Source organism: Chloracidobacterium thermophilum B, assembly GCF_000226295.1.
Classification (GTDB): Bacteria; Acidobacteriota; Blastocatellia; order Chloracidobacteriales; family Chloracidobacteriaceae; genus Chloracidobacterium; species Chloracidobacterium thermophilum.
In genome coordinates this window covers 796,005-821,548 of the sequence record NC_016025.1, presented here as the reverse complement: position 1 = coordinate 821,548, position 25,544 = coordinate 796,005, and the positions used below count along the sequence as shown (strand labels likewise).

Here is a 25,544-nt window from a genome sequence, read left to right as displayed (position 1 = left end):
ATGACTGTGTTGGAGCATCTTGGGGACTGGCAGCGCACACACCTCAACGGGACGTTGCGCGTCCAGCATGTTGGGCAGACTGTGACCCTGATGGGGTGGGTCGGACGGCGACGCGACCACGCCACGGCAACCTTTGTTGATCTGCGGGATTACAGCGGTTTCGTACAGGTTGTTTTTGACAGCGCCCGGGGCGACGGGGCGGTGCACGCCAAGGCGCGGCCGCTGCGTACCGAATATGTCATTGCTGTCCGGGGCGTCGTCGTACGGCGTGCGCCCGATGCGGTCAACCCCAAGATGGAGACCGGCGAAATTGAAGTCCATGCGGACGAACTGCGCATTCTCAACGATGCCCAGACGCCGCCGCTGCCGCTCGACGAGGAAAAAACCTCGACGCTGGCTGGCGAGGATGTCCGCCTGAAGTATCGCTACCTCGACCTGCGGCGGCCAACGATGCAGGCCAACCTGCGCCTGCGGGCCCAGGTGACGGCAACCATCCGGCGCTGGATGGAAGCCCATGGCTTTCTCGAAGTGGAGACGCCCTTTCTCATTCGCTCCACGCCGGAAGGGGCGCGGGATTTCATTGTTCCCAGCCGGCTGCATCCGGGCAACTTCTTTGCCTTGCCGCAGTCCCCACAGCTTTTCAAGCAGTTGTTGATGATCGGCGGCTGCGACCGCTACTACCAGATTGCCCGCTGCTTCCGGGATGAAGACCTGCGCGCCGACCGCCAGCCGGAGTTCACCCAGCTTGACGTGGAAATGTCCTTTCCCCAGACCGAAGTGCTGTTTGACATCATCGAGGGGCTGATGGTCGAGCTGGCGCAACTGCGCGGCATCCAGGTGGCGCGTCCGTTGCCGCGTCTGACCTACGACGAAGCCATGCGCCGCTTCGGCTCGGACAAGCCTGACATCCGCTTTGGTATGGAGTTGCAGGATATTTCCGAGGTCGTCCGGCCGGCAGATTTTCCTCCGTACCAGGCTGCGCTGGCGGCCGGCGGGTGTGTCAAAGCCATTGTGGCGCGCGGCAAGGCTGACTACAGCCGCAAAACGCTCGACGACTTCACCGACTGGTTGCGCAAGGACCACCGCGCCGGCGGACTGGGGTACCTGAAAGTGCTGCCTGATGGCGTGCAGTCGCCGCTGGTCAAGTCGCTGGGCGAGGACGTAGCCCGGTCGGTCGTTCGTACGGTGGGCGCCGAAACGGGCGACATGGTGTTCATTGTCGCAGGAAGCCAGCCGGTGGTCGCGGCCAGTCTGGGGGCGCTGCGGGTGGAAATTGCGCGCCGGGAGCGGCTTTTTGACCCGCAACACTTTGCCTTCCTCTGGGTGACAGACTTTCCGATGTTTGAGTTCGACCCTGATGAGCGCCGGTGGTACGCCATGCACCACCCGTTCACTTCGCCGCGCGAGGAAGACCTGCCGCTGCTTGCCGCCGGCCCGGAGCAGTGGGGAAAGGTACGCGCGCAGGCCTATGACCTCGTGCTCAACGGCGTCGAAGTCGGCGGTGGCTCGATTCGTATTCACCGGGCGGACGTGCAGCGCCAGGTGTTTGACGCGCTCGGTTTCAGCGCGGAAGCGGCGCGGCAGCGTTTTGGGTTCTTCATTGACGCGCTCACCTACGGCACGCCCCCGCACGGCGGGATTGCCCTGGGGCTTGACCGGCTGGTGATGCTGCTGGCCGGGATGGAATCCATCCGCGATGTCATCGCCTTTCCGAAGACGGCTCATGCGACTGACCTGATGTGCGACGCGCCGAATGTCGTTGACCCGGCGCAGTTGCGTGAGCTGCGTCTGCGCCTCGACCCGTGACGACGGCTGATGTGACGCTCCCCGACCTGCTGACTGTCCCGACACCGGCGCTGCTGCTCGACCGGCACCGGCTGGAACGCAACCTGGCGCGGATGAGCGCCCATGTCGCCCGGCTGGGCGCGCGATTGCGACCTCATGTCAAGACGCACAAGTGCCCGCCGATTGCCCGGAAGCAGGTTGCCGGGCAGTTTGGCGGCATCACCATCTCGACGCTCGCCGAAGGCTTTGCCTTTGCCGAAGCCGGCTTTGACGATCTGCTCTATGCCGTACCGGTGGAGCCGGGCAAATTCGGGCGCCTCTGCCAGCTTGCCCGGCAGGTTCGGCGACTGGCCGTTCTGACCGATGAGCCGACGTTGCCGCCGTTGCTTTCGGCGGCGGCAGAAGCTGCCGGGGTGTCGCTGGATGTTTTCGTTGAAATTGACTGCGGCGACGGGCGCACCGGCGTGTCTTTTGACCACCTTGACCGGATTGAGCATGTGGCGCGTGCGGTGGCATCTGCCAGACGGCTGACACTGGCCGGTATTTTGACGCACGCCGGGCAGTCGTATGCCGCGCGTACGACGGCCGAGCGGCGGACGGTGGCCGGTCTCGAACGCGACCGCATGGCACAGGTGGCGGCAGCGCTGGAACAAAGGGGATTGGCGGTGCCCTGTATCAGCATTGGCTCGACGCCGACGGTGGTTGCGCTCGATGAGCCACTGCCGCCCAACTTTGAGGTGCGGCCGGGCAACTACGTTTTTTTCGACGCCTTTCAGGCGCAGTGCGGCGTCTGTGCCTTTGACGATTGTGCCCTGACGGTGTTGACCGCCGTTGTGCACCGCAGTGAAGGGAAGGTCGTGGTGGACGCCGGTGCCATTGCCCTGTCGAAAGACATTGGCGCAGCGGATTTCTTTCCCCACAACGGCTATGGGTTGGTTGGCGACCTTGCCGGACAGCCGCTGGGCTTGCGGGTGGCGGCGGTGTCGCAGGAACACGGCCGGATTCCGGTGGCTGACCCGGCCCTGCTGGGGCGGCTGCCTGTCGGGACGCGCCTGCGCGTGGTGGTCAACCATTCGTGCCTGACGGCAGCGCAGCATACTCACTACTGGGTGGTTGATGACGGAACCATTGTTGCCCGGTGGCCGATTGTGCAGGGCTGGTAGTCTGGGCTTTGTGTGGCGGGAAACGGTAGGTTGGTGTGGGGCAGGGCTAGATTAGCGGGTACGTCCCCGAATCAAGCTTTTGCGCCGACCGGTCATCCGGTCGCGGTAAGGTTGGCCATGAACTGGAAAGAAATCAGTTGGAAGATGGCGATCATCTACGCCCTGCTGACCTACGTTCCCCTGCTTGTCTTCTGGGTACTGACAGTGGCTTTTGCCGATGCGCTGGGCGGCGTCAGCCATTTCATCCTGATCATGGGGATGATCTTTGCCATCATTGGTGACATCAAGCGCCGTTCGCCGGGCTACTCGATTTAGTGGTGCGCGTTTCCGCCGTTGCCTGAACCGCCCCGAACGTCCGGGGGGCACAGCCTGTTTGCGTCGCAGCCGGTATCCGTCACACCCCGCAATGCCTGCCCTGCCGTGTGGTCAAACCACACGGCTTTGTTCTTTTTGAGCCGGTTGTACCTTGCGGTGCCATCACGGCTGGCTGGACTGGATAACAACCGGTCGAGATTTGTCGGGAAAATGTTACCGTTATTTTACGTCCTGTTCAGGTCTTATTAACTTCAACGGCGTTTTTCGCTGCAAAACCTAGCTAAATGAGACTGCTTCTCTTTGCCCGGTGAGAGCAGTGTAAAAGCGAGCGAGGCTACAATGAACCCTGGTGAACAGTTCGGTACACAAACCCCTGAGACCATTGGCAACGGTATTACTAAGTTAAGTGATGGTGTACTTGTCTATATCAATAAGGGCAAACTAGTCATAGAAAGTAGGTATAACTCACTCGTTAGGTCAATTGGCTGCATTCCATTTTTATTATTTTTTTACTCGGCTCTATCATTTCTATCATTCCCATAGCCATTCCCATAGCTGCTTTTTTTATAATTGTTTTTTCTTTGTCTGTTATTTTAGTTGTAATTGCTACACTTTTCTCGAAAAGTTTACCTAAGAATACTATAGATAGAGTAATAATTGATAACAACATAGGCTCCGTTAAATTTGAAAGGGAAAGAGGGAAAAAGTCCAAACTTAAGAAACAGTGTAGCATCTCATCTATCAAAAATGTGAGAGTGGATGTTGATGATTATGATAGAATGGACATATATCTGGATTCCACCACCGAGTCTTTCTGTATTATAGGGTATAGGGAGAGTATCGGCAATACAGAGAAACTTAAGCTTGCCCATCGAATAGCAGAGTTTCTGGGAGTGCCAGTGATCGAAAGGACATAAACCAGCCAGTCTCGGCTTAGTGGAGGTCACGTAATTATTGTCTACCAAATATCAAAACAAGTGAGAAGAATATTCTGACTGGAGATTGCCTGATGGATAAAAATAACATAACTTATGCTAGGAAACTTGGAGGAAAACGAGTTATCTATATAGGCGATAAAAAAGTAGTTATAGAAAAAAAGACTACCGACCTGTTTAGCACGCTTTTCTTTGCATGTGCAATTATCTCTCTTGGCCTGGTACCATATTTGCTTACTGGGGCTGCAAGAGTAGTACTGCCATTTTTTCTTGGCTCTATTGTCTGTTCAGTTTTTTTTACTCTAGTTCATATTTTATTTAAAGAGAAAATAGAAAGAATAACAATTGATAAAAATGAAAGTTTAGTTACTTTTGAACGTCAAGTAGGTAATTCAATTCGAATTATCAACCGGTACGGTTTTTCTAATATCAAGAGTTTAAATATCTATAATGACGGGTATAATATAGTTCAGGTCTCTTTACTCGTTTGCGATGAGAATGTTTTTCTGCTGTCAGCAAAATTAGGAAAAACTGAAAACTATAGGCAAAAATTCGAATTTGCCTACCGTATAGCAGACCTTATAGGTGTACCAGTCAGTAGCATAAAACCACAAGTTAAGTAAGTCTGGACCATCAATCAGCTAAGCTGATACAAGAAATACCAGTGAAATAAGCAGGCTTCATATAACTGTTAAAAAACAGGAGGTATCCTATGAACAAGGATGTTATCGTTGAGCAATTCGGGGATAGTAAAATCATTTATATGGGTGATAAAAAAATTATAGTAGAGGAACATTACTCTTCATCAGAAAAGAGGACATGTTATATGGTTCTCTTTAGTGCAGTGCTTTTTTTGCTGACAGCCTTTGCCTTCTTTTTGGCTGATGTTATATCCAAACAATTAAATCTCGAAGAAATCTCTAACTTTGTAAGGACTTTTTCAGTTCCAGCATCCACAGCACTATCTGCATTACTTTTGATCGTTCTTGTTTACTACCAGATATACTTAGCAACTGGGAAGTATGTAATGGATGGAATTAGACGAACTGTCCTTGATAAAGAGAAAAGCATGGTCTTGATTGAAGATGAAAGGAAAGGAGAAGTTAAGCCCAAAAAACAATATTCTATTTCTACTATCAAGAGTGTGAGAATCAGTATAAATCAGCCTGCCATTATGGTACGATTTCACCTAGAGTCTACTGAGGGTCGGATACCTTTGATTCCATTGGGAGAATGGGGCGAAACCCCCTTTGGTAACCGGAAGAAACTAGAGTTAGCATATAAGGCGGCAGAATTTTTGAAAGTACCAGTTCTTGATGGCAGCGCTGGCAGTACTATAGTCCGCGAGGATTTAGTTGAAAGACAAGAGAGGTATTCGCTTGAAGACCAAAAGCTGGACAACAGGATTCCTGAAGGAGCGAGGAGTACTGCGGTATATTCTGACAGGGAATCTGATACTCGCAACTATAGTATCGCTGAGGATTCTACCGGTTTGCCCGGTGAGAGCAGTGTAAAAACGAGCTACACCACAATAAGCCCCAGTAAACAGTTTAGCACTCAGAGCTCTGAGACTATTGGTAGTGGTATCACTAAGGTAAGTGACGACGTACTTGTCTATATGGATAAGGGCAAACTAGTTGTAGAAACTAGATATAATCCACTTTGGGCGCCAATAGGGCCAACTGGCTGGATTCTTGTCCCCATGTTCTTTCTATTATCCGTGTTCTTGTTCTTTCTATTATCCGTGTTGTTCTTTCTATTTCTATTACTTTATTCGCTTAGTCCTGTGAATTTCTCGATTGCCTTTATCATTATGATTGTACTTGCTGCTATATCCATTAGAAGATTACCTAAGAATGCTGTCGACAGGACAACGATTGACATTAATAAAGGTCTCGTTAGATTTGAAGAGGAAAGAGGGAAAAAATCCAAACTTAGGAAGCAATGTAGCACTTCGTCTATCAAAAATGTGACAGTGGTCGTTGGTAATTATGATAGCATGGACGTGTACCTAAAGTCCACCAATGAGTCTTTCTATATTGTAGGGGACAGAGAGAGAATTGGCAACACAGAGAAACTTCAACTTGCCCATCAAATAGCTGAATTTCTTGGAGTGCCAGTGATCGAAAGGACATAAACCAGCCAGTCTCGGCTTAGTGGAGGTCACGTAATTATTGTCTACCAAATATCAAAACAAGTGAGAAGAATATTCTGACTGGAGATTGCCTGATGTATAAAAATAACATAACTTATACTAGGAAACTTGGAGGAAAACGAGTTGTCTACATAGGTGATAAAAAAGTAGTTATAGCATGAAAGACCCTGACAATGAGGGAATGATCAAACTTGCCCATCGGATAGGAGAGCTTCTGCGGGTGCCGGTAATTGAAAAGACATGAACTAAGTGGTTCTGGTTTGAAAGGTGCGTTCCATCAATTGTTCCAAGTCGCAAAAACTGGAGCACTCTGGCTACTGCGGGTAGCAAGCGCTTCCAACACAAGAGAAGCTGCCAGTTTGCCTCTGCCCGTCAAACTACATTTTCTGAACAGCCCCAAGGCATTCGAGTGAGTGCACAACGCGTTTGCGCCCCAGCTGGTATCGGTCACACCCCGCAATACCTGCCCTGCCGTGTGGTCACAAACCACACGGCTTTGTTCTTTGGAGCCGGTGTACTGTGCAGCGCCAGCCTGGCCGGCTGAACCGGATAACAGCCAGGCAGGGCTCATCGGGTGGATGTTACTTTTATTTTACGCCTCGTTCGGGTTCCGTTAACTTCAACAGCGTTTTCCACTGCAAAGCCTACCTGATCAAGGCTGCCCTTCGACAAAACTCGAAGGGCAGGGAAGATTGGCACGAGGTGTGTGATGAGTCAGCAGAGACTGCCAAACATGAGCGATGGAAAAACAAGCGGTAATGCAGCAGGTTCCAGCGCAGAGGGTGATATTGTCAAGATAGACAATGTTTTGGTCTGCACAAATAATAACACAATAGTTATAGAGAGTAAATCCAAGTCGATTGGATGGCTTCCCTTTCTTCTTTTCTTTCTCTTGTTAATTCCTGCTTGGTTCACGAATTTATTACTTATTATGATTTATCCTCTATTATTTATTATGATTTATCCTCTTGCATCAAAGTTAGCCAGTGACGTTATTGACAGAAAAATAATAGACAAAAAGAAAATGATAATTAGATTTGAAAAAGAGAAAAAAGGGAAATTGAAAACAAAAGCCCAGTACAGCACTTCAGTTGTCAAGAATGTAAAAGTGGTTGTTGATGATTACAGTCGTATCTATCTGGATTTCTATCCAGGTTCTGTAACTGAGTCCGTTTACATCATAGGAGAAGAAGTCTGGGATAATGCAAAGAAACTTGAGCTTGCCCACAAGATAGCCGAATTTCTAGGCGTGCCGGTAATCGAAAAGACATAAACATATTGGTTTTGGTTCACTAGGGCGTATGTGGCAGGCGGTGGAAAGTTATCGAAGACCAGTCGCCGGAGATGACAAACGCTGCCCAATAGTACGGATGCTGCCAGTTGGCCGGGCGTCCGGTTGTCGGCTTGCCGGACGACAACCCGATGGCGCGCTGGGTTTCTTCCGACCGCGGCCGTATGGCTCCGCGTAACAGCCCCAACCGGGCCGCCCGCAGCGCTGCCATCCGGCCTTCACCCCGGCCCAGCCGCCGGTAAAACTCACCCATCAGGGCGGCCGTCGCCGCATCCGAGACCTTCCACAAACTGATGACCTGCGTCTCCGCTCCGGCCAAGACCAGCGCCCGCCGCAGCCCGTACACCCCTTCCCCCTGGCGCACTTCACCCAGCCCGGTTTCACAGGCCGAAAGCACCACGAGTTGCGTTCCCCGGAGATCGAGTCCGGCGGCTTCGAGCGCCGTCAGCACGCCATCTTCACCGGCGCCGCTCCGCCCCTGCTGCACCCCGGCCAGAATCAGACCGGACCGCAGCAACGGATTCTCCCGGACCGCCGGACGGCTCTCCACAACCAGCCCCAACTCCCGTGATTCCGCCGTGCCCTGTCCGGTTGCGTTTTCGGGGAGGAAGAACCCGTGCGTGCCAATGTGGAGATACAGCGGGGCGTGCACGGACTTGAGCCGCGACTCCGTTGCCGCCTCGCCCAGAACCACCTCGGCTTCTTGGAAAGTGCGCTGCAAAAGCTGCGCCTCGCGGCGCGTTCCCGGCAGCGGCGGATAGACCACTGCCTGGAAATCCACCGAGCGCATCCCGTTGCTGGCAGGCTGTCCGGCTGGTTGTGCTGCCGTCTGTCCGCCCAGATCGTAGCGCGGATCAGCCACGACGAGACCACGCTGATGCTTGGCGGGGCGCTCCCCTGCAAGCCGCAAAAGATCACGGCCGCTGGTCAACAGGGTGATGTCGTAACGCTCCACGAGGTAGCGCCCACGTTCGTCCACCAGCGTCTCAAAGGGAATGAGATTGGCGCTGCCATCCGGTGCAATGAGCAGATGCCTGACCTTGCCCAGCCGTGACCGCACCGGAGCCAGAAGTTGCTCATCCAGCGCCCGCGCCAGCGGCCGCACATTCGACTGCGGATTGCCCAATGCGCGACGGAAAGCCGCCAGGCGTGTTTCAATGGGTTCAAGCTCGCCCAACTCGATGAACTGGGGCGCAGGGTCGCCAGCCCGCAGCAGGTAGGCGGCAAGGTGGCGCTTCGGGGCCAGCCGGTCGGTTTGGGCCGGGTCGAGCGGGCGGTAGATAACATATTCAATCAGCGCCGCCTGCTTTGGCAGTGCCGCCTGAACATCCTCGAACATCACCGCCCGGAGCTGCGCGCCAAGTTGGGCAAAGCGCTCCCCAAGCTGGCTTTCCAACTGCTCGATGGTGCGTTCCAGTTGGGCGCGCTCATCCCGGGCCTCCGGTTTTCCGGCAAGCTGGGTCAACCGGTTGCGGGCGGCTTGCAGGTCATCCAGCACCTGCCGGTCGGCCGCCGTCGCACGGCGACGGAGCGCCGCCGTCTGATTGGCCAACACATCCAGTACCCGTCCCTTGTGGCGCAGGACGGTCAGCAGCGCCAGCCGCGCCGCCGTGGCCTCCGCCGGGAAATACCGGACCTGCCAGGCAACGGTGAGTTCCGCCAGGTGTCCGGCGCGCTGGGCATAGAGGATTTTCTGTCGTTCCGAACCCACCACCAGATTGCGCCGGGCGTCGGCTTCCGACAGGTCTGTGGCGCGGGCCAGCCACTCACCCGCCGTCTGCGCCTGACGGTGCGCCAGATAGAGCAGGGACAGGTGCATCGCCGAGGCCACCAGGTCGGGATGTCCCGGCCCAAGCACCTGCTGCCGAATGCGGAAGCTGCGCTGGTAAAACGATTCCGCGCCGGCGTCGTCCCCACGTCGTCGGCTGAGATGCCCCAGATGGTTGAGGATGCTCGCCACCAGCGGGTGCGTCGGGCCGACGGCCTGCTCGGCAATGGACAACGCCCGGGTGAAGTCCTGCCCGGCCGCAGCCAGGCTGCCCAGCGCCAGCTCAACCACGCCAAGATTCGCAAGTGTTGAGGCAACGAGCGGATGCCCCGCGCCAAGGGCTTTTTCACGAATGCCCAGCGCCCGCTCAAGCAGGGGCTTGGCCTGGTCCGGGCGGTCCTGCATCCGGTACAGCTCGCCCAGATTGTTGAGCGCATTGGCAACGAGCGGATGCTGCGGCCCCAGCGCCTTTTCCCAGATGTCCAGAGCGCGCCGGTACAGCGGCTCGGCCGTTGTGTAATCGCCCCGGTCCCGGTACATGGCGGCGGCGTTGTTCAGCCCGATGGCCAGCTCGGAATGCGCCGGCCCCAGCCTGGCCTCGCGGATGGCAATGGCCCGGCGGTACAGCGGCTCGGCCGCCGTGTAGTCTCCCTGTACGCGGTACAGCTCCGCCAGATTGCTGGCCGCCGTGGCCACTTCGGGGTGCTCCGGGCCGAAAATGCGTTCACGCAGGCTGAGGGCTTCCTGGAAATAGGGTTCCGCGCGCTGGTAATCCCCCCGGTCCTTGTAAAGTAACGCCAGATTGGTCAGCACCGTGGCCACGTAAGGGTGTTCCCTGCCCAGGGTTTTTTCCCAGATGGCGCGGGCGCGTTGGTACAGCGGCTCGGCCGCCGCGTACTTGCCCTGGGTGCGGTAGAGTTCCGCCAGGTTGTTGGCCGTTGCAGCCACATCGGGATGCCCGGCACCGAGCGCCTTTTCCCGAATCTCCAGCGCCCGCCGATACAGCGGCTCGGCCGCCGCATAATCACCCTTGGTCTTGTAAAAAAGCGCCACGTTGTTAAGCACCATCGCCAGTTCGGGATGCTCCGGCCCGCGGACGTTCTCGATGACCTCCAGCGCCCGGCGGTACAGCGGCTCGGCCGCCTGGTAGTTCCCCCGCAGCCGGTAAAACATCGCCAGATTCGCCAGGCTCTGCGCCACTTCAGGATGTTCCGCGCCGAAATGCTGCTCGCGCAGCGACAGGGCGCGCCGCAGCGCGACTTCAGCTTCGGGCATCTGCCTGAAGGCTTGCGCCACACCAAGGGCATTGTAAGCGCGCGCCACCAGCGTCGGCGGGACACCTTCCCGGCCACCGGACCAGGCTGCTTCACTTGCCGTCACGGCTTCCTGTGCCGTCCGCAGGGCGGCGTCGTACTGCCCAGCCTGAATGAGGTCGTCGGCTTTCTGCACCAGGGTTTCAATGGATTGTCCGGTGGGGTCGGAAGGGTTCTGGGCCGCGGCGGGTGCGGCCACGCTCAGCAGGCCGGTCGCCAGCCAGAAGGCGGTGAGCAGAGTTCGGGCAGACGGGATGCGCATGGGGGGGCCTCCACAGGAAATTGCAGCCTGTGCGATGGGTGACAAGTTCAGATCGGACGCAGCTTTAGTGGCGTACAATGACTTCACACACTGCCGGGTCGGTTCCGGGAGGGACTCTGATCTGGCGTTGTGTGTCTTCAATGATGACCTGGGCCTTTGGCGCGAAGCGTTCGACGAGTGTGGCCAGTTCCCGTTGCTGGGCGGCGGACAGCGCCTGTCCCGGACGCAGTCCGTCAAACACCGTCAGTCTGGCTCCCGACAGCACCAGGGTGAAGCGTGTGGCCGCCGTGCGCGCCAGACCAATCGAGGCATCTTTGGGAAAAACAAGCGGATAGCCCACGGCAGAAGGTTCATCCGGGACACGGAACGCCGACAACTGGCCGTTGGAAGGTGCGAAAAGGTAGAGGTAGCCGGACTGGTGCGGCGTCAGGTGAAAGACGATGTCCTTGCCCGGCGGGACGACCTCCTCCGGGCGCAGGAAGCCGGCGCCCTGCTGTGGACTGCCGGGCGTCACGAGTTCGATGTTGCAGGTCAGCGCGCTGGCGGCTGCCGGCGGCGCCGGCAATGGCGGGGCGCTGGCGGCGGCCGTCGCTTTGCCTTTGGTCGGTGCCTCCCACCACCACAGCAGGGCGCTGCCGGCCGCGATCAGCAGCACCAGAACGCCGGCCGTCACGGCCATGCGCTCCAGCGCCCGTTCCCGTGGGGAAGGGTCCGGCGGCGATGGCTCGGCCGTCGTGGTTGAGGTGGGGATGGCCGGCTCGGCCAACGTAGCGGCCTCACCGCCGGCGGGAGGCAGATTGGAAAGCGAAATGGTCGGTTCCTCTTCCACCGCGCGCAGTGACGCTTCCTGTTTCGCTGAAAGCTCCAGCGCGGGCAGAAAAGCCTGGACGAAATCTTCGGCGCTGGCGTACCGCTGACCGGCATCGTAAGCCAGTGCCTTGCGCAGCACCTGTTCGACTTCTTCATCGAGGTCTGGACGGCGCTGGCGCAGGTGCTGGCCGAAACCGGCGCGCTGCAGGGTGGTCATGGACTGGATGGCACTGCGCAGGTTGGACTGGGCCGGCTTGTAGGGCCGCTCCCCGGCCAGCAGTTCATAGGCAATGATGCCCAGGGCGTAAATGTCCGTCGCAGCCGAGCACCCGCTGGCAAGGATTTGCTCCGGGGCCATGTAGGGCAACGTGCCAACCAGACCATCCAGGCCGTCCTGTTTCACGGCCGAGTTCGCCACCTTGGCGATGCCGAAGTCAATCAGCTTGACGTGCAGCGCCTCATCGCCGAGGTCTTCGAGCATGACGTTTTCGGGCTTCAGGTCGCGGTGATAGACGCCTTCCCGATGGGCGGCGCTCAACGCCCGGCCAATCTGCGATACAACCCCGGCGACTTCAGACACCGACAGCCTGCGCCGCTGCATCACGGCCCGGAGCGTCTCGCCACGGACGTATTCCATGACGAAATACGACTGCCCGGAAAGCAGCCGGCCGCGGTCCAGAACCTTCACCACCCCCGGATGGGAAATGCGGGCCAGGGCTTCGCTTTCACTCTCGAACAGCCGTTGAGCGAGTGGTTCGCTCTGCTGGTTTTCGAGAAGGACCTTGACGACAACCAGCCGCCCGTGGAGTTGCTGGTCGCGGGCCAGATAGACGATGCCGTTGCCGCCACGCCCCAGTTCCTGTTCCACCACGTAACGGTCGCTGACACTTGTGCCACGCGCCTGCTGTCCAGTATCCAGGTGGAAAAAGGATTGTGTCTGGAGTACGGCCTGCTCGGTGGGCAAATCTTCCAGGCCTTCCAGCCCGGAAGCCCGGAACGGCTCCTCGATAAAACTCTGCGCCGAAGGGTGTACCCGCAGAAGGGATTCCACTTCCCGGCGCAGGGTGTCGTCCCCGGCGCAGAGCGCCGACAGCAGGCCGGCCTGCTGGTCAGACGGTGACTCGATGACCTGATTGAAAATTTCCGTTACCCGCTGGTATTGCTCTGGTGTCATGGCCGCTCTCCCCCGCAGGCCGCTTCGCGCGCCGGACGCAGCTCCCGATACAGAAACGTCTTGGCCATGGCCCACTCCCGCTTGACCGTAATGGCGGAAATACCCAGCGCCTCGGCCGTGGCCTCGACGGTCAATCCACTGAAAAAGCGCAGCTCCACGATGCGGCACTGCCGGGGCGCAAGGGCTTCGAGCTTGCCCAGCGCTTCGTCGAGCGCCAGCACATCCACGGCGCTGCCGGATGGTTCCGGCGCTACCAGGTCCGGCATCCCATCCAGCGTGATGATGACGTGCTCGCCACCGCGCCGTTGCCGTTGCCGCCGCCGGACGTGATCCACCAGGATGCGCCGCATAAGCTGGGCAGCAATCGCAAAAAAGTGCGTGCGGTTACGCCAGTTGGTGCGTTCCTGCTGGGTGAGTCGCAGGTACGCTTCATTGACGAGCGCCGTCGGCTGAAGCGTATGACCGACGGCTTCCCGGCGCATGGCGCGGACGGCAAGGCGCCGCAGTTCTGCATAAACAACCGGCATCAGGCGCGCCAGGGCGCTTTCATCTCCGGCCTGCCAGGCATTGAGAAGTTGCGTGATGTCCCCCATACAAACCTGCCGGTCAGGTCACACGTCGGCGTGGGTTCACCGTGGCTTTCACCCTCTGCCAGCACCCTTCACGTGCATTCACTGTTTGACGAGTTCAAGTCCCACGACCAGGGCATCCGCCGCCGACTCACTCAGATGGATGACCGATGGGGCTGCCACATTGGGGCGCAGGCCGATTTCGCGGGTGATCGCCAGCGCCTCGTCGGGAGACTGGAGGCGTCCCAGTTCCTGCCGCACAATCGTGCGCTTGACCGGCTGTTCCATGGCTGTCTCGACTCGTGCCCAGACGTTGCCCGGAGGCGTCCAGACTTCCTGCCCGGACTGACGTACGGCCTGGATGAGCCGTTCATTGGTTGGCACATCCGGCAGTGGTGACCGCGATAGCACGAAGAAGATTTTTTCGCGTACTTCACCCGGTGTCAGAAAGGCAAACCACTGGGCTTCGGGGTCAGGTTCCTTGGCTGAGGGAATCTGGTAAGGCACGTGCGCCTGGATGAAGTTGTCGCCGTTTTGCAGGCGCGCGTGCGGATAAATCATCCGCAGTGCGCCCCTGGAATCAGCGTTGAAAACGTAGAGGTAAGCATCCTGGTTGGCTTCCACCACGAAGCGGATTTCATCGCCCGTGTTGAAAACCCGCCCGGGATCAACCCGCTCCGGGCGTCCCTGCGGATTCCTGGCATAGAGCGTGTAACCCAGGCCGAGTGGCTCCAGGCTGGCGGGATTGGTTGGGCGCTGTTTCGGTGATTTGTTGCGGGCCACAACCGGGCGTGCCTGCTTGACTGACGTTGGGCGCGTGCGGATGAAGGCATCGCGGACTTGATCATCGCCCCCCCCGGCCCGGACTGCGCCAACAGGAACCCACCAGCAGACAGGGCCGCCGCGATGAAGAAACCGGCTTTGATAGAGACTTTTGCAACCGACATAGGGATAAGCCTGCCTTTCCAGGGGGAAGTGGTTTGTACCTCATGACGCGATGTTTGTCCGGAAACAGTATCACGGGCTGGCGAAAAACAAGGGGGGGCTGACCGTTGCGGCCGACGTTTGGCGGTCAATTGACGGAACCGCGTCCGGCCGACTAAGTTACGCCAGCTTCAACCTGGCCCGGTCGCCACAGTTTCGCGCCACACTCGTAAACCCGATGACGAACCCCCACGCCGCGAAAATGGATGCGATGTATCGGCGGCAGCGATACATCTACGATCTGTCCCGCAAATACTTCCTGTTTGGACGCGATCGGCTGCTGGCCCGGCTGCCGGTGCGCCCGGCCGCCCGCGTCCTTGAAATCGGCTGCGGCACAGCGCGCAATCTGGTGATTCTGGCCGGTCGGCATCCCCAGGCGCAGTTCTACGGCATTGACATCTCGAACGAAATGCTGCGCTCGGCGCGTGCCAACATCCGTCGCCGTCGCGTGGAAAACGTCACCGTGGCGCTGGCCGCGGCCGAAGCGCCGGACCACCACCGATTGTTTGGTCTTGAAGTGCCGTTTGATGTCGCCTTTTTTTCCTATTCGCTCTCGATGATTCCCGACTGGCAGGCGGCGCTGGCAACGGCGTTGGCCAGCGTCCGTCCGGGCGGCTGTCTGGCCGTGGTGGATTTCTGGGACCAGAAAGAATTGCCAATGTGGTTTGAAAAAATCCTGACGGCGTGGGTACGGCGCTTCGATGTGACGCCACGCCCCGAAATTCTCGATGTGCTGGCGGCCCGCCGCGACCGGGGCGAGGGAAAACTCACCGTCGAATCCGTCGGCGGACGCTACGCTTTCATTGCGCTCTTTGAGACGGCCGTTCCCGGCGCTGCCGGGGCGGTTTCCTGATCCTGAAAACGACTCCCCTTGTGAGGCATTCATTCGTGGCAACCGATACGGCCCAACTGCTGCGCGCCGCCGTTCACCAAAGCCCCATCACCTCAAAGCAGGGCCTGCTGGAACGGCTTTTTACGGCGTACTTCGATGCGTTCGTCTATAACCAAATCTGGGAAGACCCACGGGTTGACCTGGCGGCGCTGGAACTCAGGCCCGAAAGCCGCATCCTGACGATTTCTTCCGGCGGCTGTAACGTTCTCAACTACCTGATTCACGGTCCGGCACAGATAACGGCGATTGATCTGAACCGCTACCACCTGGCACTGCTGCGGTTGAAGCTGGCAGCCGTGCGCCATCTGCCCGACCACGAGACGTTCTTCCGCATGTTTGGGGAAGCCAATGACCCACGCAACGTCAGGGCATACGACACCTATCTGAGTGCGCACCTGGACGGGGCCACGCGGGATTTCTGGGAAGGGCTGACGATGTTCGGCAAGCGGCGCATCCACTTTTTCGCCGACAATCTGTACAACCACGCCCGCAACGGCTTCTATCTGCGCTTCCTTGAAAAACTTGCCCACCTGATGGGCATTTACCCGGACCGCATGGTGCACATCACCGACCCGGACGAACGCGCCCGCGTCTTTGATGCCACTATTGGGCGTTATTTCGACCACTGGCTGGTACGCCTGCTCTCCAAGCTGCCCTTCATTGTCTTTGGCTTGGGGATTCCACCCCGGCAGTACGAAGCCATGCGCCGCGAAACGCCGGAGAACATTCTGGCGATGTACCGCCGGCGCGTCCGGCGCTTCATCTGCGATTTTCCCATCGAGGAAAACTACTTTGCCTGGCAGGCGCTGGCACGGCGCTACGATACCGCACACCGCCGGGCGATTCCCGAATACCTCAGAGCCGAACACTTTGGGACGCTGCGCGCCAACATTGCGCGGGTCACGACCGAGGTGACTTCGCTGACGGACCACCTGCGCCGGCAGCCGGCCGGGGCTTACGACCGGTTTGTGTTTCTCGATGCCCAGGACTGGATGAAAGACGAGGAAATTGCCGCCCTGTGGCGCGAAGTGCTGCGGGTTGCCCCGGCCGGTTCGCGGGTCATCTTCCGTACGGCCCCGGAAACTTCGCCGGTGGAACAGGCGCTTCCGCCGGAGCTGCGGGCGCGCGTGCGCTACGAACGGGAACGTTCGGCCGAGCTGTTCACTCAGGATCGCTGCGCCATTTACGGCGGCTTTCACCTGTACGTCGTCAACGAAGCCTGAGCGCCGCCCTTTACCCTCGGGCAGAAGGTTTACGGCGTAGGCGACAACGCGCCGGCAGCCAACCGGCGCAGGCATCGGATGGTGCGTTCCAGGCTCCCGGACTGGAGCGCCGCCGTGCCGGGACGCCAGTGTTGGCCGGCATACTCGATGATGCGCGACGTATAAGCCGGGCCAACCCGCCGTCCGCTCCCCGGCTGCGGAGCCATGTCTTCGCGGATGTCCCGGTGACGTGAGCTGGCCGCCAGTCCGACCAGCGTCGCTTTCGGATCGGGCAGCGATTCCGGGTTGGCCGGAATGTTGCTGCGCGCCACGCCCAGAAAACCGGCGAGCGTTTCGGCGTCTGCCATCAGCCACGCTTCGACGGCGTGCACGGCAACGCGGAAGCACAGCCCGGAAGAAGGCTCCGGCAGCCAGGCGGCCCGCAGCGACGGCGCACAGCCGTCGCGGTCCAAATCCACCAGAACCAGCCACAGGGAATGCTGGGCGGCCTGGTTGTAACCAGCAATCCGCTTTTTGAGATTGGGCTTGCCTTCCGCCACGTACACCGGCCCCACGTCAGCCCCGACATGCACCATGAGCCGCTCAACCACCACCTTGTCCGTTTTTCCTTCAACGGCCGCGTAAATCCTCGCCCGCATGCGCTAGCTCTCCCCAAAGAGCATGAGTTGCTCCGCGTGCCTGGGCGAGGTGTGGGGCAGGACAGCATCGGCGATGGAGAGACCGCCTTCCAGAAGCTGGCGGATGGTTTCGATGGAGCTGGCCGGCGTGACGGTTGTGCCTTCCAGAGCCGGAAGCAGCAGCAGGACTTCATTCAGGCCAATACCTTCATCACGGAGCAGTTCGGGCGAATGGGTGCTCAGGAAAATCTGCCGTCCGTTCCGGCGCTGGATGCGGGCCAGCATCTGCGGCAGGGTGCTGACGATGCCCGGATGCAGGGAAAGTTCCGGCTCCTCCAAAAGGAGCGGCCCCGTGCCGTCTGTCACAGCCCACAGCAGTCCCAGCAGCCGCAGGGTGCCATCTGACAACTGTTCCTCGGTCTGCCATGCCCCCTGTGGACGCCAGTGCTGGTAGCGCCCGCGCAGGTGCGGTGTGCCCCGTGCGTCGCGCCAGAGTTCTATGGCCTGCATCTGGGGCACGGCCACTTGCAGCGCCTCCTGGATGCGTTGCAGCCGGGCTTTCTGCGTCTTGGCAGGTGTCTTGGCCACCTGCTCCAGAAAGTCGCCGCCGAAGGGGTCATGGGCACGTCCCACCGAGCGGTCGGGTTCCCTGACCAGTTGGGGAACGAGGTGCAGGTAGCGTACGGAGACAAAGAACGTGGCAATTTCACGGAACGGCTGATTGACATTGACCTGCTCCAAGTAGGTTTGCGTCAGTCGTTCGGGGTCGCGCCGGTCATCCGCCGTGGGGCGGTCGAGGATGACCTCTCCGTTGCGCCGGACCTGTTCCCTGCGCAGGTGCAGGCGGCCCTGCTTCTGGTTGAAAGCCACCTGGTAGGTCCACTGGATGTGATCGGCCACTTCGAGCGTGGCTGTTATCTCAACATCGGGAAAGCGGCGTGCCGCCAGGCAGCGGAGGGTGCTGACCCCTCCGCGCCGGCGCACGGCTTCCTGCAGGCCGCCGCCGGGAATGGCCAGATCGCGCAGGAACCGGAAGGCATCCAGAAAGTTGGACTTGCCCGCAGCATTGGGCCCGACGAGAAAGAGCCGCCGGCCAATCTCCACGTCGCAGTCGCTAAAATTCTTCCAGTTGCGAAGTTGCAGGCGTGTGAACCGGGGGGTTCCACGTTCGCTCATGATGGTTTCTCCCACATCACCCGTGGCTGCCCGATGGCCGTCACGGGACGACGGGTTTTGGCGCCGGCGGGACGGGCAAAAGTAATCCGGTGCTGCCGCCCGCCCGGCCGTTCCTGTGTCTGACTGGTGCTGCGCTCAGGAGTTTTCCCGGAAGGTTTCCAGGATGAGTCCCGGCGTGATGACCTCCGGCAGAACTTTCGGCTCCCCGCCGTTGGCCGGATAAAACACGTAGAGCGGTACGCCGCTCCGTCCAAACTCGGCCAGGGTGCGGGTGATTTCTTCCTCGCGGTTCGTCCAGTCAGCCTTGACCATGACGATGCCGCGCTGCTCGATTTCCTGCCGTACGGCTTCGGTCTCCAGCGCCACCTTTTCGTTGGCCTTACAGCTTAGGCACCAGGCAGCCGTGAAATCCACAAAGACCGGCTTGCCGGCCCGGCGCAGTTCTTCGACCCGGGCCGGTGAGAACGGCTCCCACCGGATGCCGCCAGACTTGGTTTCCCTGGAACCGGTCGCCGCACTGGCGGCCGGCGGAAGCTGGTGAATCGTCGTTACCCCAAAGACCGTGCTGCCCACGATGATCAACAAAGCCGTGGCCATGGCGATGCGCCGGACGGCCGGCGTCCGTGTCAGGCTGCCCCAGCGTCCCCAAATCCAGCCGCCCAGCCCGATGAGGACGAGCATGCCGAGCATCAGCGCCAGCCCGTCCACGCCAACTTCCAGCCCCAGCACCCACAGCAGCCAGACGACCGACCCCATGAGCAGAAAGCCCATGAACTGCTTGAAACTCTCCATCCACGCGCCCGGTCGGGGGACAAAGCGGAGAAGCTGCGGCGCGGCGGCCAGAATCAGGTACGGCGCGGACATCCCCAGCGCCAGCGCCGTGAAGATGAGCAGCGCCACGGCCGTCGGTTGCGCCAGCGCCACCCCCAGCGCCGACCCCATGAACGGGGCCGTGCACGGCGTGGCAACCACCGTCGCCAGTACGCCTGTGAAAAACGAGCCGGCCAGCCCGCTCCGGTTCATGGCCGCACCGCCAACCGTGGTCAGCGTCAGTCCCACTTCAAAGACGCCAAACAGCACCAGCCCGAAAACAAACAGCACGGCCACGAGAAAGGCGACAAAGGCCGGTTCCTGCAACTGAAAGCCCCAGCCAAGCTGTTGTCCGCCGGCCCGCAGCGCAAGCAGGATGCCGGCCAGCGCCCAGAACGACAGCACGACGCCGGCCGTAAACACCAACCCGTGCTGCCAGGCCTCGCCCCGCCCGGCCCTGGCCTGCTCGACAAAACCCAGCACCTTGATCGAAAGCACCGGCAGCACACAGGGCATCAGGTTCAGAATCAGCCCGCCGAGAAACGCGCCGCCCAGCGTGACGAGCAGCGCCAGCCAGCCCAGCGGTTGACCGCCCGACGATGACCGGTCAGACCGGGTGCCGGCGACTGGTGTCAGCAGATCGCCCAGCGCCGTCAGCGGTTCAATTGGCACTTCCACCGTCAACCCCGGTTCTGTTCCGGCCCCACGCCAGCCGGTAGGCGTGACAATCACCCCGGCCAGTTGGGTCGGCGTCTTTTCAGCGACCTTCGAGCGCGCCAGGCGCAGGGCATACCCACCTTTGACGCGCAGCAGGCGCTGCGGTTCAGCGCCTTCGATGACGAGTTCCTCGAAAGGAAAAAACGTCACTTCCGTCAGCGGTTCGGCTCCCGGCGGCGGCGTCAGCAACAGCACCAGATGGTCGCCGTCCTGTGCCGCGCGCAGCTTCCATTCCGAAGTCGCCAGCGGCAACTGCGCGCGGGCGCGGGAAAATGCCTCCGTCCACGGCGAAGGCTGGGGCACGTCGTTGGTCACGGGCAACGTCAGGGTCAACTCGGCGTCGCCGGGGATACATTCTTCCCGGCACACGAGCCAGCGCACCTTGCCGGCCAGCGTCACCGGCCTGCCGACCGGAAGCTTGTCCGGCGGTGTGATGCGGATCAGGTGCAGGACTTCCTTTTCGTAGCCATAGCCGACCAGTCCGCTGACCTCGATGCGTTTGGGAATCGGCCACTGAATGTCGTCGGCTTTGAAACCGGGCGGCAGTTTCCACTTGATGGACGTGGGTTGCCCGGAATCGCCGGGGTTGCGCCAGTACGTGTGCCAGTGTTCTTCCAGCTCAAAGCGGATTGCCACCCAGAACGGCACGCCGGGCCGGATGGCCGTCGTTTCGGCAATCAGTTCGGCTTTGACGTGCGGTTGTTCCACGGGCGCCGCCATTGCCGGGCTGGTCCACAGCCCACCCGGCCAACCAATCGAGAAGAGTCCCAGAGCAACGGCCGCCAACCACAGCCGGCCGTGTTTCCACCTGTGTTGCATCATCAAACCTCAATCCTCATCAGCGCGGAGCTTTTCGAGTACCGAAAAATCCTCCAGCGTGGTGACATCCCCGACGACATTGCCGCTGGCGGCGATTTCGCGCAGCAGGCGGCGCATGATTTTACCGGAGCGCGTCTTGGGCAGTGCATCGGTAAAGCGGATGTCGTCCGGCTTGGCCAGCGCGCCGATTTCCTTCGCCACATGCTCGCGCAGGGCAGCCCGGAGGGCATCATCCCCGGCCCGGCCGCCCTGAAGCGTGACAAACGCCACAATCGCTGAGCCTTTGAGTTCATCAGGCCGGCCGACGACCGCCGCCTCGGCCACGGCTTCGTGCGACACCAGCGCGCTTTCGATTTCAGCCGTGCCCAGCCGGTGGCCGCTGACGTTGATGACATCATCCACCCGCCCCATGATCCAGTAGTTGCCATGTTCATCGCGCCGTGCGCCGTCGCCAGCAAAATAGACGCCTTCGATCTCGCTCCAGTATTGCCGGCGGTAGCGTTCGTCGTCGCCCCAGATGGTACGCAGCATCGCGGGCCAGGGCCGCGTCAGAACGAGATAGCCTCCTTCGTTGGCATCAACCGAGCGGCCGTCTTTCAGACGAATATCGGCGCTGATGCCCGGCAGCGGACGGGTGGCCGTACCGGGCGTCGTCGTCGTGGCCCCCGGCAGGGGCGCAATCATCATGCCGCCGGTTTCGGTTTGCCACCAGGTGTCCACGATGGGGCAGCGTCCTTTCCCCACCACCTGGCGATACCACATCCAGGCTTCGGGGTTGATGGGTTCGCCAACCGTACCAAGCAGGCGCAGGCTGTCGAGGCGATGTTTCAGCACCCACTGCTCCCCCCAGCGGATAAACGCCCGGATGGCAGTCGGGGCGGTGTAAAGAATCGTCACGCCGTGGCGGTCCACGATGCGCCAGAAGCGGTCCGGCTCAGGATGGTTGGGCGCGCCTTCGTACATCATCACCGTGGCCCCGTTGGCCAGCGGCCCATAGACGACGTAGCTGTGGCCTGTCACCCAGCCGACATCGGCCGTGCACCAGTACACATCATCGTCCTTGAGGTCGAGCACCCACCGGGCCGTGGCCGCCACCTGTGTCAGGTAGCCGCCCGTCGTGTGCAGGATGCCCTTGGGTTTGCCGGTCGTGCCGCTGGTGTAGAGGATGAACAGCGGATGTTCGGCATCGAGCGCTTCCGGCGGACAGTCGTCGCCTACCGTTTCGAGCATTTCGTGCCACCAGTGATCGCGTCCGGGCTGCATGTCCACCTTCGAGCCGGTGCGTCGCAACACGAGACAGGTTTCAACGGTTGGCGTTTGCTCAAGGGCCGCATCCACGGCCGGTTTGAGGCGGACTTCCGTCCCGCGTCGCCAGCAGCCGTCGGCCGTGACGACAAGTTTGCAGCCGGCGTCGTTGATGCGGTCGCGCAGGGCTTCAGCCGAGAAACCGCCGAAAACGACGGAGTGTGTCGCCCCGATGCGGGCGCAGGCCAGCATGGCGATGGCGATTTCCGGCGTCATCGGCATGTAAATGGCCACGCGGTCGCCGGCCCGGACGCCAAACTTCTTCAGAACATTGGCAAACCGGCAGACTTCGCGGTGCAATTCCCAGTACGTCAGCGTCCGGGTGTCGCCCGGCTCGCCTTCCCACACGATGGCCGCTTTCGTGCGCCGCCAGGTTTTCAGGTGACGGTCAAGGCAGTTGGCAGAAATGTTGAGTTTGCCGCCGATGAACCACTTGGCGTGGGGTGGGTTCCACTCCAGAACGTGCGTCCAGGGCGTCATCCAGTCGAGGGCCTCCGCCTGTTTGGCCCAGAAAGCCTCGAAGTCAGCTTCCGCTTCGGCATAGAGTTGGGCGGCGAGTTCCGGCGTGACGTTGGCCTGCCGGGCAAAGTCCGGCGGCGGTGGAAACTGTCTGGTTTCATGCTGGTGAGACTCGATGGCATAGGATTCAGTCATGGCTTGCGTGACTCCAGATTCAGCGAAATGACGGGGGCCGGCCCGACGGCAAGGCGGGTTGTCGGCGGGACAGGTGAAATGTAGCTTGAAAGGTATGGAACGCGCGAATCCTGCACCACTTTCCAGGTCAGCCACCTATGCCCGCTACTGGCTGCAAGCGGTGTTCTTTCTGCTTGCCGGCGTTGAGTTGGCCAACGCGCTCATGGCGCTCTTTTTTCAGGATGCGGCGGCCAGCTTCTACGGCTGGGAGATCAGGGACCCGGCGATGACGCAGCAGTATGGCATTGCGCTGTGTGTTGTCGCGGCGGCGTACTTCCTCATCGGGCTTGATCCAGTCGCCAATCGCCGCCTGTTGCTGTTGCCGCTGGTCGAAGTCGGCGCGGCCACCTTCTGGACGTTTTTCCTGTCCCGTGGACAGTATGGCGGGCGCGGCACCGTGCTCATGGCGCTCGGCTACTGCCTGTTCATTGTGGCCGCGGTGGTCGTCCCGACAGCAATGTTGCGGACAGCAGCGGAAGGTGTGGACCCGACACCGCCGGCGGCCTGAGCCGGTTGCGGCGTCTCCGGGCGGCCCTTCTCTGGGGTCACAGGTGCAATCCCGGCAAACGCCTGCATGGCGCGGACAGCCTCCCCCTTGGGCAGGGCAAAGATCGTGTCGTGATTCCCGCTGGGGATGGTGATCTGCACCACCTGCTGATTGCCGCCTTCAAAGGCCGCTTTGGTCAGCGCCTCGGCCATCCAGAGCGGCACAGTCGTGTCGTTTTCGGCATGCAGGATGAGAATCGGCGCGCGCACCTGCCGGATTTTTTCGACGTTCGGGCAGCGGATGCGCGTCAGGTAGTGGCAGGGAAACATCGGGTAGCGCAGGGCGGCAATATCGGGCAGGGAGGTGAAGGTGGCCAGGGTCATCAGTCCGGCCGGCTGCACCCGCGCCGCCAAATCCACGGCCGGCGCGCCGCCCAGTGAATGCCCGACGATGAAAATCCGCTGCGGGTCAACGTCCGGCCGCCGTTTGAGATATTCAAAGGCAGCCAGCGCCGTGTCATACAGCCCCTGTTCGCTTGGCTCTCCGCTGCTGAGTCCCAACCCGATGTATTCCGGCACCAGAACGTTGAACCCGGCCCGGCGGAAGACTTCTATCTGATTGCGGAGAAACGGATAGTTGAGGTATTCGCCGACGCCGTAGAAGAACAGCAGGGTCGGGCGGCGGGCGGCATCGGGAAGCACCCGGTCGCCGTGTTCGTCGAGCGCCGGGCCGAACAACGCCGTAATGGTCTCGCCCCGCGCCGCTGAAAACGTGACGTAGCTTGCGCCCAGCGGCGCCGCCACCTGCCGCCGGGCCTGTTCCCCACGGGCGACAGGACGGAACACCATGGCATGCTGACGGGTGTAGAAGTAAACGCCTGCGCCGACATAGCCGAGCAGTCCCAAGGTGAACAGCACGAGGCCTACCCGCAGCAGACGCGCTGCGAAGGGATAGCGCCGGGCAAAGGAAGTTTGTGGAGAGGTTGTTGGTTTCAGTCCTGCCATGAGCTTCTGCACCAATTCGTCCGGTAGCATTTACCGAAAAAACGCCGTAAAGCCCTGCACTTTAGGGCAGGGATATAAGGCGCACGCTGTTTTATCAAGCCAAACCTGTGATAAAATAGCAGTATGAGAGTAATGGAAGCCAAGCTACTAAACGGGACAGCAGAGCAGTATCAGGCTCTGGATGAAGCCATCCGTACCGCACAGTTTGTCAGAAACAAATGTGTGCGGTACTGGATGGACAACAAGAGTGTAAACAAAGCTGTTCTCTATGCCCACTGCAAAGACCTGGCCAAAGAGTTTGACTTTGTCAAGAAGTTAAACTCAGCGGCAAGGCAGGCAAGTGCAGAGCGAGCTTGGGCTTCCATTTCCCGGTTCTATACCAACTGCAGAAACAAGGCGGTCAAGAAAGGGTATCCCAAGTTCAAGAAGCATTGCCGTTCTGTGGAATACAAGGTATCTGGCTGGAAGCTGTCAGGAGATGGAATGTCTATCACCTTCACTGATGGCTTCAATGCTGGTGCTTTTGCTCTGTACTGCAATGGTGAGGCAAGACACCATATCCTAAACTCCAAAATCAATCGGGTGCGGGTGATACGCAGGGCAGATGGGTACTATGCTCAGTTCTGCCTGGATGTGGAGCGCAAAGAGCAGGGAGCATACACAGGCAATGTTATTGGCATTGACTTGGGCTTGAAGGCTTTCTACACCGACCAGAACGGCAACCCTGTAGAGTATCCTAAGTTTTTGAGGCGTAGTGAAAGAAGGTTAAAGCAACACCAGCGCAGATTAAGTCGGAAGTTCAAGAAGGGGGCAAAATCCCAATCCAAGAACTACCACAAGCAAAGAAAGCGACTGGGCAAAGTGCATCTGAAAGTCCAACGCCAGCGTAAAGACTGGGCAATTAAGCAGGCACGGTGCGTGGTGGCATCTCACGATGTCGTGGCGTATGAAGACTTGCAGGTGAAGAACCTGGTCAAAAATCATCATCTTGCCAAATCCATTCATGATGCTGGCTGGTCTCAATTCACTGCGTGGCTGGACTACTACGGCAAGGTGTGGGACAAGGCAGTAGTCAGCGTACCGCCGCAGTACACCACACAGGACTGTAGTAACTGTGGGCATTATGGTAGTAAAAACCCTATCCACTAGAACCCATAGTTGTCCTCAATAAGGAAGCGAGTGGCGAGTGGCGAGTGGTTCAGAGGCGAGTGGCGAGTGGTTCGGAAGGTAATTCGCTACTCGCTACTCGCTGCTCGCTACTCGCTCCCTGTTCGCTA

20 protein-coding genes are annotated in these 25,544 nt (G+C 59.6%); 10 read left to right on the top strand and 10 right to left on the bottom strand.

Annotated features, from left to right (window positions below):
- From aspS to CABTHER_RS17135, 3 genes are all read left to right on the top strand, one after another.
- Positions 1–1,806 carry an aspartate--tRNA ligase gene (gene aspS / locus CABTHER_RS14425; RefSeq protein ID WP_014101412.1) on the top strand — a complete coding sequence of 602 codons (1,806 nt, stop codon included), beginning with the start codon at positions 1–3 and terminating at the stop codon, positions 1,804–1,806.
- Complete coding sequence (locus CABTHER_RS14420; RefSeq protein WP_014101411.1) at positions 1,803–2,948, top strand: alanine racemase; 1,146 nt, start codon at positions 1,803–1,805, stop codon at positions 2,946–2,948. The genes aspS and CABTHER_RS14420 overlap by 4 nt, the downstream gene beginning before the upstream one ends.
- A gap of 117 nt (positions 2,949–3,065) precedes the next feature.
- Positions 3,066–3,263 carry a hypothetical protein gene (locus tag CABTHER_RS17135; RefSeq protein WP_014101410.1) on the top strand — a complete coding sequence of 66 codons (198 nt, stop codon included), beginning with the start codon at positions 3,066–3,068 and terminating at the stop codon, positions 3,261–3,263.
- Between the two features lie 472 nt (positions 3,264–3,735).
- Here the strand turns inward: CABTHER_RS17135 and CABTHER_RS14415 are convergent, their stop codons facing one another.
- Positions 3,736–3,996, bottom strand: coding sequence for a hypothetical protein (locus tag CABTHER_RS14415; protein ID WP_228374097.1), 261 nt, complete (start codon positions 3,994–3,996; stop codon positions 3,736–3,738).
- Positions 3,997–4,272: 276 nt separating this feature from the next.
- On the opposite strand from CABTHER_RS14415, the gene CABTHER_RS17130 reads away from it, so the two are divergent.
- From CABTHER_RS17130 to CABTHER_RS14405, 3 genes are all read left to right on the top strand, one after another.
- Positions 4,273–4,821, top strand: coding sequence for a hypothetical protein (locus CABTHER_RS17130; RefSeq protein ID WP_148264135.1), 549 nt, complete (start codon positions 4,273–4,275; stop codon positions 4,819–4,821).
- 89 nt (positions 4,822–4,910) lie between these two features.
- Positions 4,911–6,335 carry a hypothetical protein gene (locus CABTHER_RS14410; protein WP_014101409.1) on the top strand — a complete coding sequence of 475 codons (1,425 nt, stop codon included), beginning with the start codon at positions 4,911–4,913 and terminating at the stop codon, positions 6,333–6,335.
- Between the two features lie 727 nt (positions 6,336–7,062).
- The gene (locus CABTHER_RS14405; RefSeq protein ID WP_014101408.1) at positions 7,063–7,626 is read left to right on the top strand and encodes a hypothetical protein; all 564 of its coding nucleotides are present in this window, start codon (positions 7,063–7,065) and stop codon (positions 7,624–7,626) included.
- 19 nt (positions 7,627–7,645) lie between these two features.
- On the opposite strand, the gene CABTHER_RS14400 is transcribed toward CABTHER_RS14405, so the two are convergent.
- The 4 genes from CABTHER_RS14400 to CABTHER_RS14385 form a co-directional block, all read right to left on the bottom strand.
- Positions 7,646–10,987, bottom strand: coding sequence for a CHAT domain-containing tetratricopeptide repeat protein (locus tag CABTHER_RS14400; protein WP_014101407.1), 3,342 nt, complete (start codon positions 10,985–10,987; stop codon positions 7,646–7,648).
- A gap of 64 nt (positions 10,988–11,051) precedes the next feature.
- Positions 11,052–12,971: a serine/threonine-protein kinase gene (locus tag CABTHER_RS16295; protein ID WP_014101406.1), complete on the bottom strand. Its 1,920-nt coding sequence runs from the start codon at positions 12,969–12,971 to the stop codon at positions 11,052–11,054.
- Complete coding sequence (locus tag CABTHER_RS14390; RefSeq protein ID WP_014101405.1) at positions 12,968–13,564, bottom strand: sigma-70 family RNA polymerase sigma factor; 597 nt, start codon at positions 13,562–13,564, stop codon at positions 12,968–12,970. Before CABTHER_RS14390 ends, CABTHER_RS16295 begins: the two co-directional genes overlap by 4 nt.
- Positions 13,565–13,642: 78 nt before the next feature.
- Positions 13,643–14,323 carry a DUF4384 domain-containing protein gene (locus CABTHER_RS14385; RefSeq protein ID WP_014101404.1) on the bottom strand — a complete coding sequence of 227 codons (681 nt, stop codon included), beginning with the start codon at positions 14,321–14,323 and terminating at the stop codon, positions 13,643–13,645.
- Between the two features lie 214 nt (positions 14,324–14,537).
- Here CABTHER_RS14385 and CABTHER_RS14380 point away from each other — a divergent pair, with 214 nt between their 5' ends.
- Both CABTHER_RS14380 and CABTHER_RS14375 read left to right on the top strand, forming a co-directional pair.
- The gene (locus CABTHER_RS14380) at positions 14,538–15,377 is read left to right on the top strand and encodes a class I SAM-dependent methyltransferase (protein WP_014101403.1); all 840 of its coding nucleotides are present in this window, start codon (positions 14,538–14,540) and stop codon (positions 15,375–15,377) included.
- Positions 15,378–15,412: 35 nt separating this feature from the next.
- On the top strand, positions 15,413–16,639 hold the full coding sequence (locus CABTHER_RS14375) for a DUF3419 family protein (RefSeq protein ID WP_014101402.1): 1,227 nt from the start codon (positions 15,413–15,415) through the stop codon (positions 16,637–16,639).
- A 29-nt stretch (positions 16,640–16,668) separates the two neighbouring features.
- Here CABTHER_RS14375 and CABTHER_RS14370 read toward each other — a convergent pair whose 3' ends face one another.
- The 4 genes from CABTHER_RS14370 to acs all read right to left on the bottom strand — a co-directional run bounded on the left by CABTHER_RS14370 (position 16,669) and on the right by acs (position 22,737).
- Positions 16,669–17,277: a hypothetical protein gene (locus CABTHER_RS14370; RefSeq protein WP_014101401.1), complete on the bottom strand. Its 609-nt coding sequence runs from the start codon at positions 17,275–17,277 to the stop codon at positions 16,669–16,671.
- A 3-nt stretch (positions 17,278–17,280) separates the two neighbouring features.
- Entirely contained in the window at positions 17,281–18,432 is a 1,152-nt protein-coding gene (locus tag CABTHER_RS14365) for an AAA family ATPase (RefSeq protein ID WP_041570026.1), read from the bottom strand.
- 135 nt (positions 18,433–18,567) lie between these two features.
- A complete protein-coding gene (locus tag CABTHER_RS14360) occupies positions 18,568–20,778 on the bottom strand; it encodes a protein-disulfide reductase DsbD family protein (protein WP_148264154.1) in 2,211 nt (736 codons plus the stop codon).
- 9 nt (positions 20,779–20,787) lie between these two features.
- Entirely contained in the window at positions 20,788–22,737 is a 1,950-nt protein-coding gene (acs, locus tag CABTHER_RS14355; RefSeq protein WP_014101398.1) for an acetate--CoA ligase, read from the bottom strand.
- 94 nt (positions 22,738–22,831) lie between these two features.
- On the opposite strand from acs, the gene CABTHER_RS14350 reads away from it, so the two are divergent.
- Entirely contained in the window at positions 22,832–23,284 is a 453-nt protein-coding gene (locus CABTHER_RS14350; RefSeq protein WP_041570025.1) for a hypothetical protein, read from the top strand.
- On the opposite strand, the gene CABTHER_RS16290 is transcribed toward CABTHER_RS14350, so the two are convergent.
- Complete coding sequence (locus tag CABTHER_RS16290) at positions 23,191–24,267, bottom strand: alpha/beta hydrolase (protein WP_187288454.1); 1,077 nt, start codon at positions 24,265–24,267, stop codon at positions 23,191–23,193. The two genes, CABTHER_RS14350 and CABTHER_RS16290, sit on opposite strands and share 94 nt — an antisense overlap.
- A 123-nt stretch (positions 24,268–24,390) precedes the next feature.
- On the opposite strand from CABTHER_RS16290, the gene CABTHER_RS14340 reads away from it, so the two are divergent.
- Positions 24,391–25,416, top strand: a complete 1,026-nt coding sequence (locus CABTHER_RS14340; RefSeq protein WP_041570024.1) for an RNA-guided endonuclease InsQ/TnpB family protein — start codon at positions 24,391–24,393, stop codon at positions 25,414–25,416.
- The last annotated feature ends 128 nt before the right edge of the window (positions 25,417–25,544 follow it).

Bases quoted from the DNA above. Each gene is read 5' to 3' on its own strand.
- aspS (WP_014101412.1), top strand. From the start codon at position 1: ATGACTGTGTTGGAGCATCTTGGGGACTGGCAGCGCACACACCTCAAC.
- CABTHER_RS17135 (WP_014101410.1), top strand. From the start codon at position 3,066: ATGAACTGGAAAGAAATCAGTTGGAAGATGGCGATCATCTACGCCCTG.
- CABTHER_RS14415 (WP_228374097.1), bottom strand. From the start codon at position 3,996: ATGCTACACTGTTTCTTAAGTTTGGACTTTTTCCCTCTTTCCCTTTCA.
- CABTHER_RS17130 (WP_148264135.1), top strand. From the start codon at position 4,273: ATGGATAAAAATAACATAACTTATGCTAGGAAACTTGGAGGAAAACGA.
- CABTHER_RS14410 (WP_014101409.1), top strand. From the start codon at position 4,911: ATGAACAAGGATGTTATCGTTGAGCAATTCGGGGATAGTAAAATCATT.
- CABTHER_RS14405 (WP_014101408.1), top strand. From the start codon at position 7,063: ATGAGTCAGCAGAGACTGCCAAACATGAGCGATGGAAAAACAAGCGGT.
- CABTHER_RS14400 (WP_014101407.1), bottom strand. From the start codon at position 10,987: ATGCGCATCCCGTCTGCCCGAACTCTGCTCACCGCCTTCTGGCTGGCG.
- CABTHER_RS16295 (WP_014101406.1), bottom strand. From the start codon at position 12,971: ATGACACCAGAGCAATACCAGCGGGTAACGGAAATTTTCAATCAGGTC.
- CABTHER_RS14390 (WP_014101405.1), bottom strand. From the start codon at position 13,564: ATGGGGGACATCACGCAACTTCTCAATGCCTGGCAGGCCGGAGATGAA.
- CABTHER_RS14380 (WP_014101403.1), top strand. From the start codon at position 14,538: ATGTTTGTCCGGAAACAGTATCACGGGCTGGCGAAAAACAAGGGGGGG.
- CABTHER_RS14370 (WP_014101401.1), bottom strand. From the start codon at position 17,277: ATGCGGGCGAGGATTTACGCGGCCGTTGAAGGAAAAACGGACAAGGTG.
- CABTHER_RS14365 (WP_041570026.1), bottom strand. From the start codon at position 18,432: ATGAGCGAACGTGGAACCCCCCGGTTCACACGCCTGCAACTTCGCAAC.
- CABTHER_RS14360 (WP_148264154.1), bottom strand. From the start codon at position 20,778: ATGCAACACAGGTGGAAACACGGCCGGCTGTGGTTGGCGGCCGTTGCT.
- acs (WP_014101398.1), bottom strand. From the start codon at position 22,737: ATGACTGAATCCTATGCCATCGAGTCTCACCAGCATGAAACCAGACAG.
- CABTHER_RS14350 (WP_041570025.1), top strand. From the start codon at position 22,832: ATGGAACGCGCGAATCCTGCACCACTTTCCAGGTCAGCCACCTATGCC.
- CABTHER_RS16290 (WP_187288454.1), bottom strand. From the start codon at position 24,267: ATGGCAGGACTGAAACCAACAACCTCTCCACAAACTTCCTTTGCCCGG.
- CABTHER_RS14340 (WP_041570024.1), top strand. From the start codon at position 24,391: ATGAGAGTAATGGAAGCCAAGCTACTAAACGGGACAGCAGAGCAGTAT.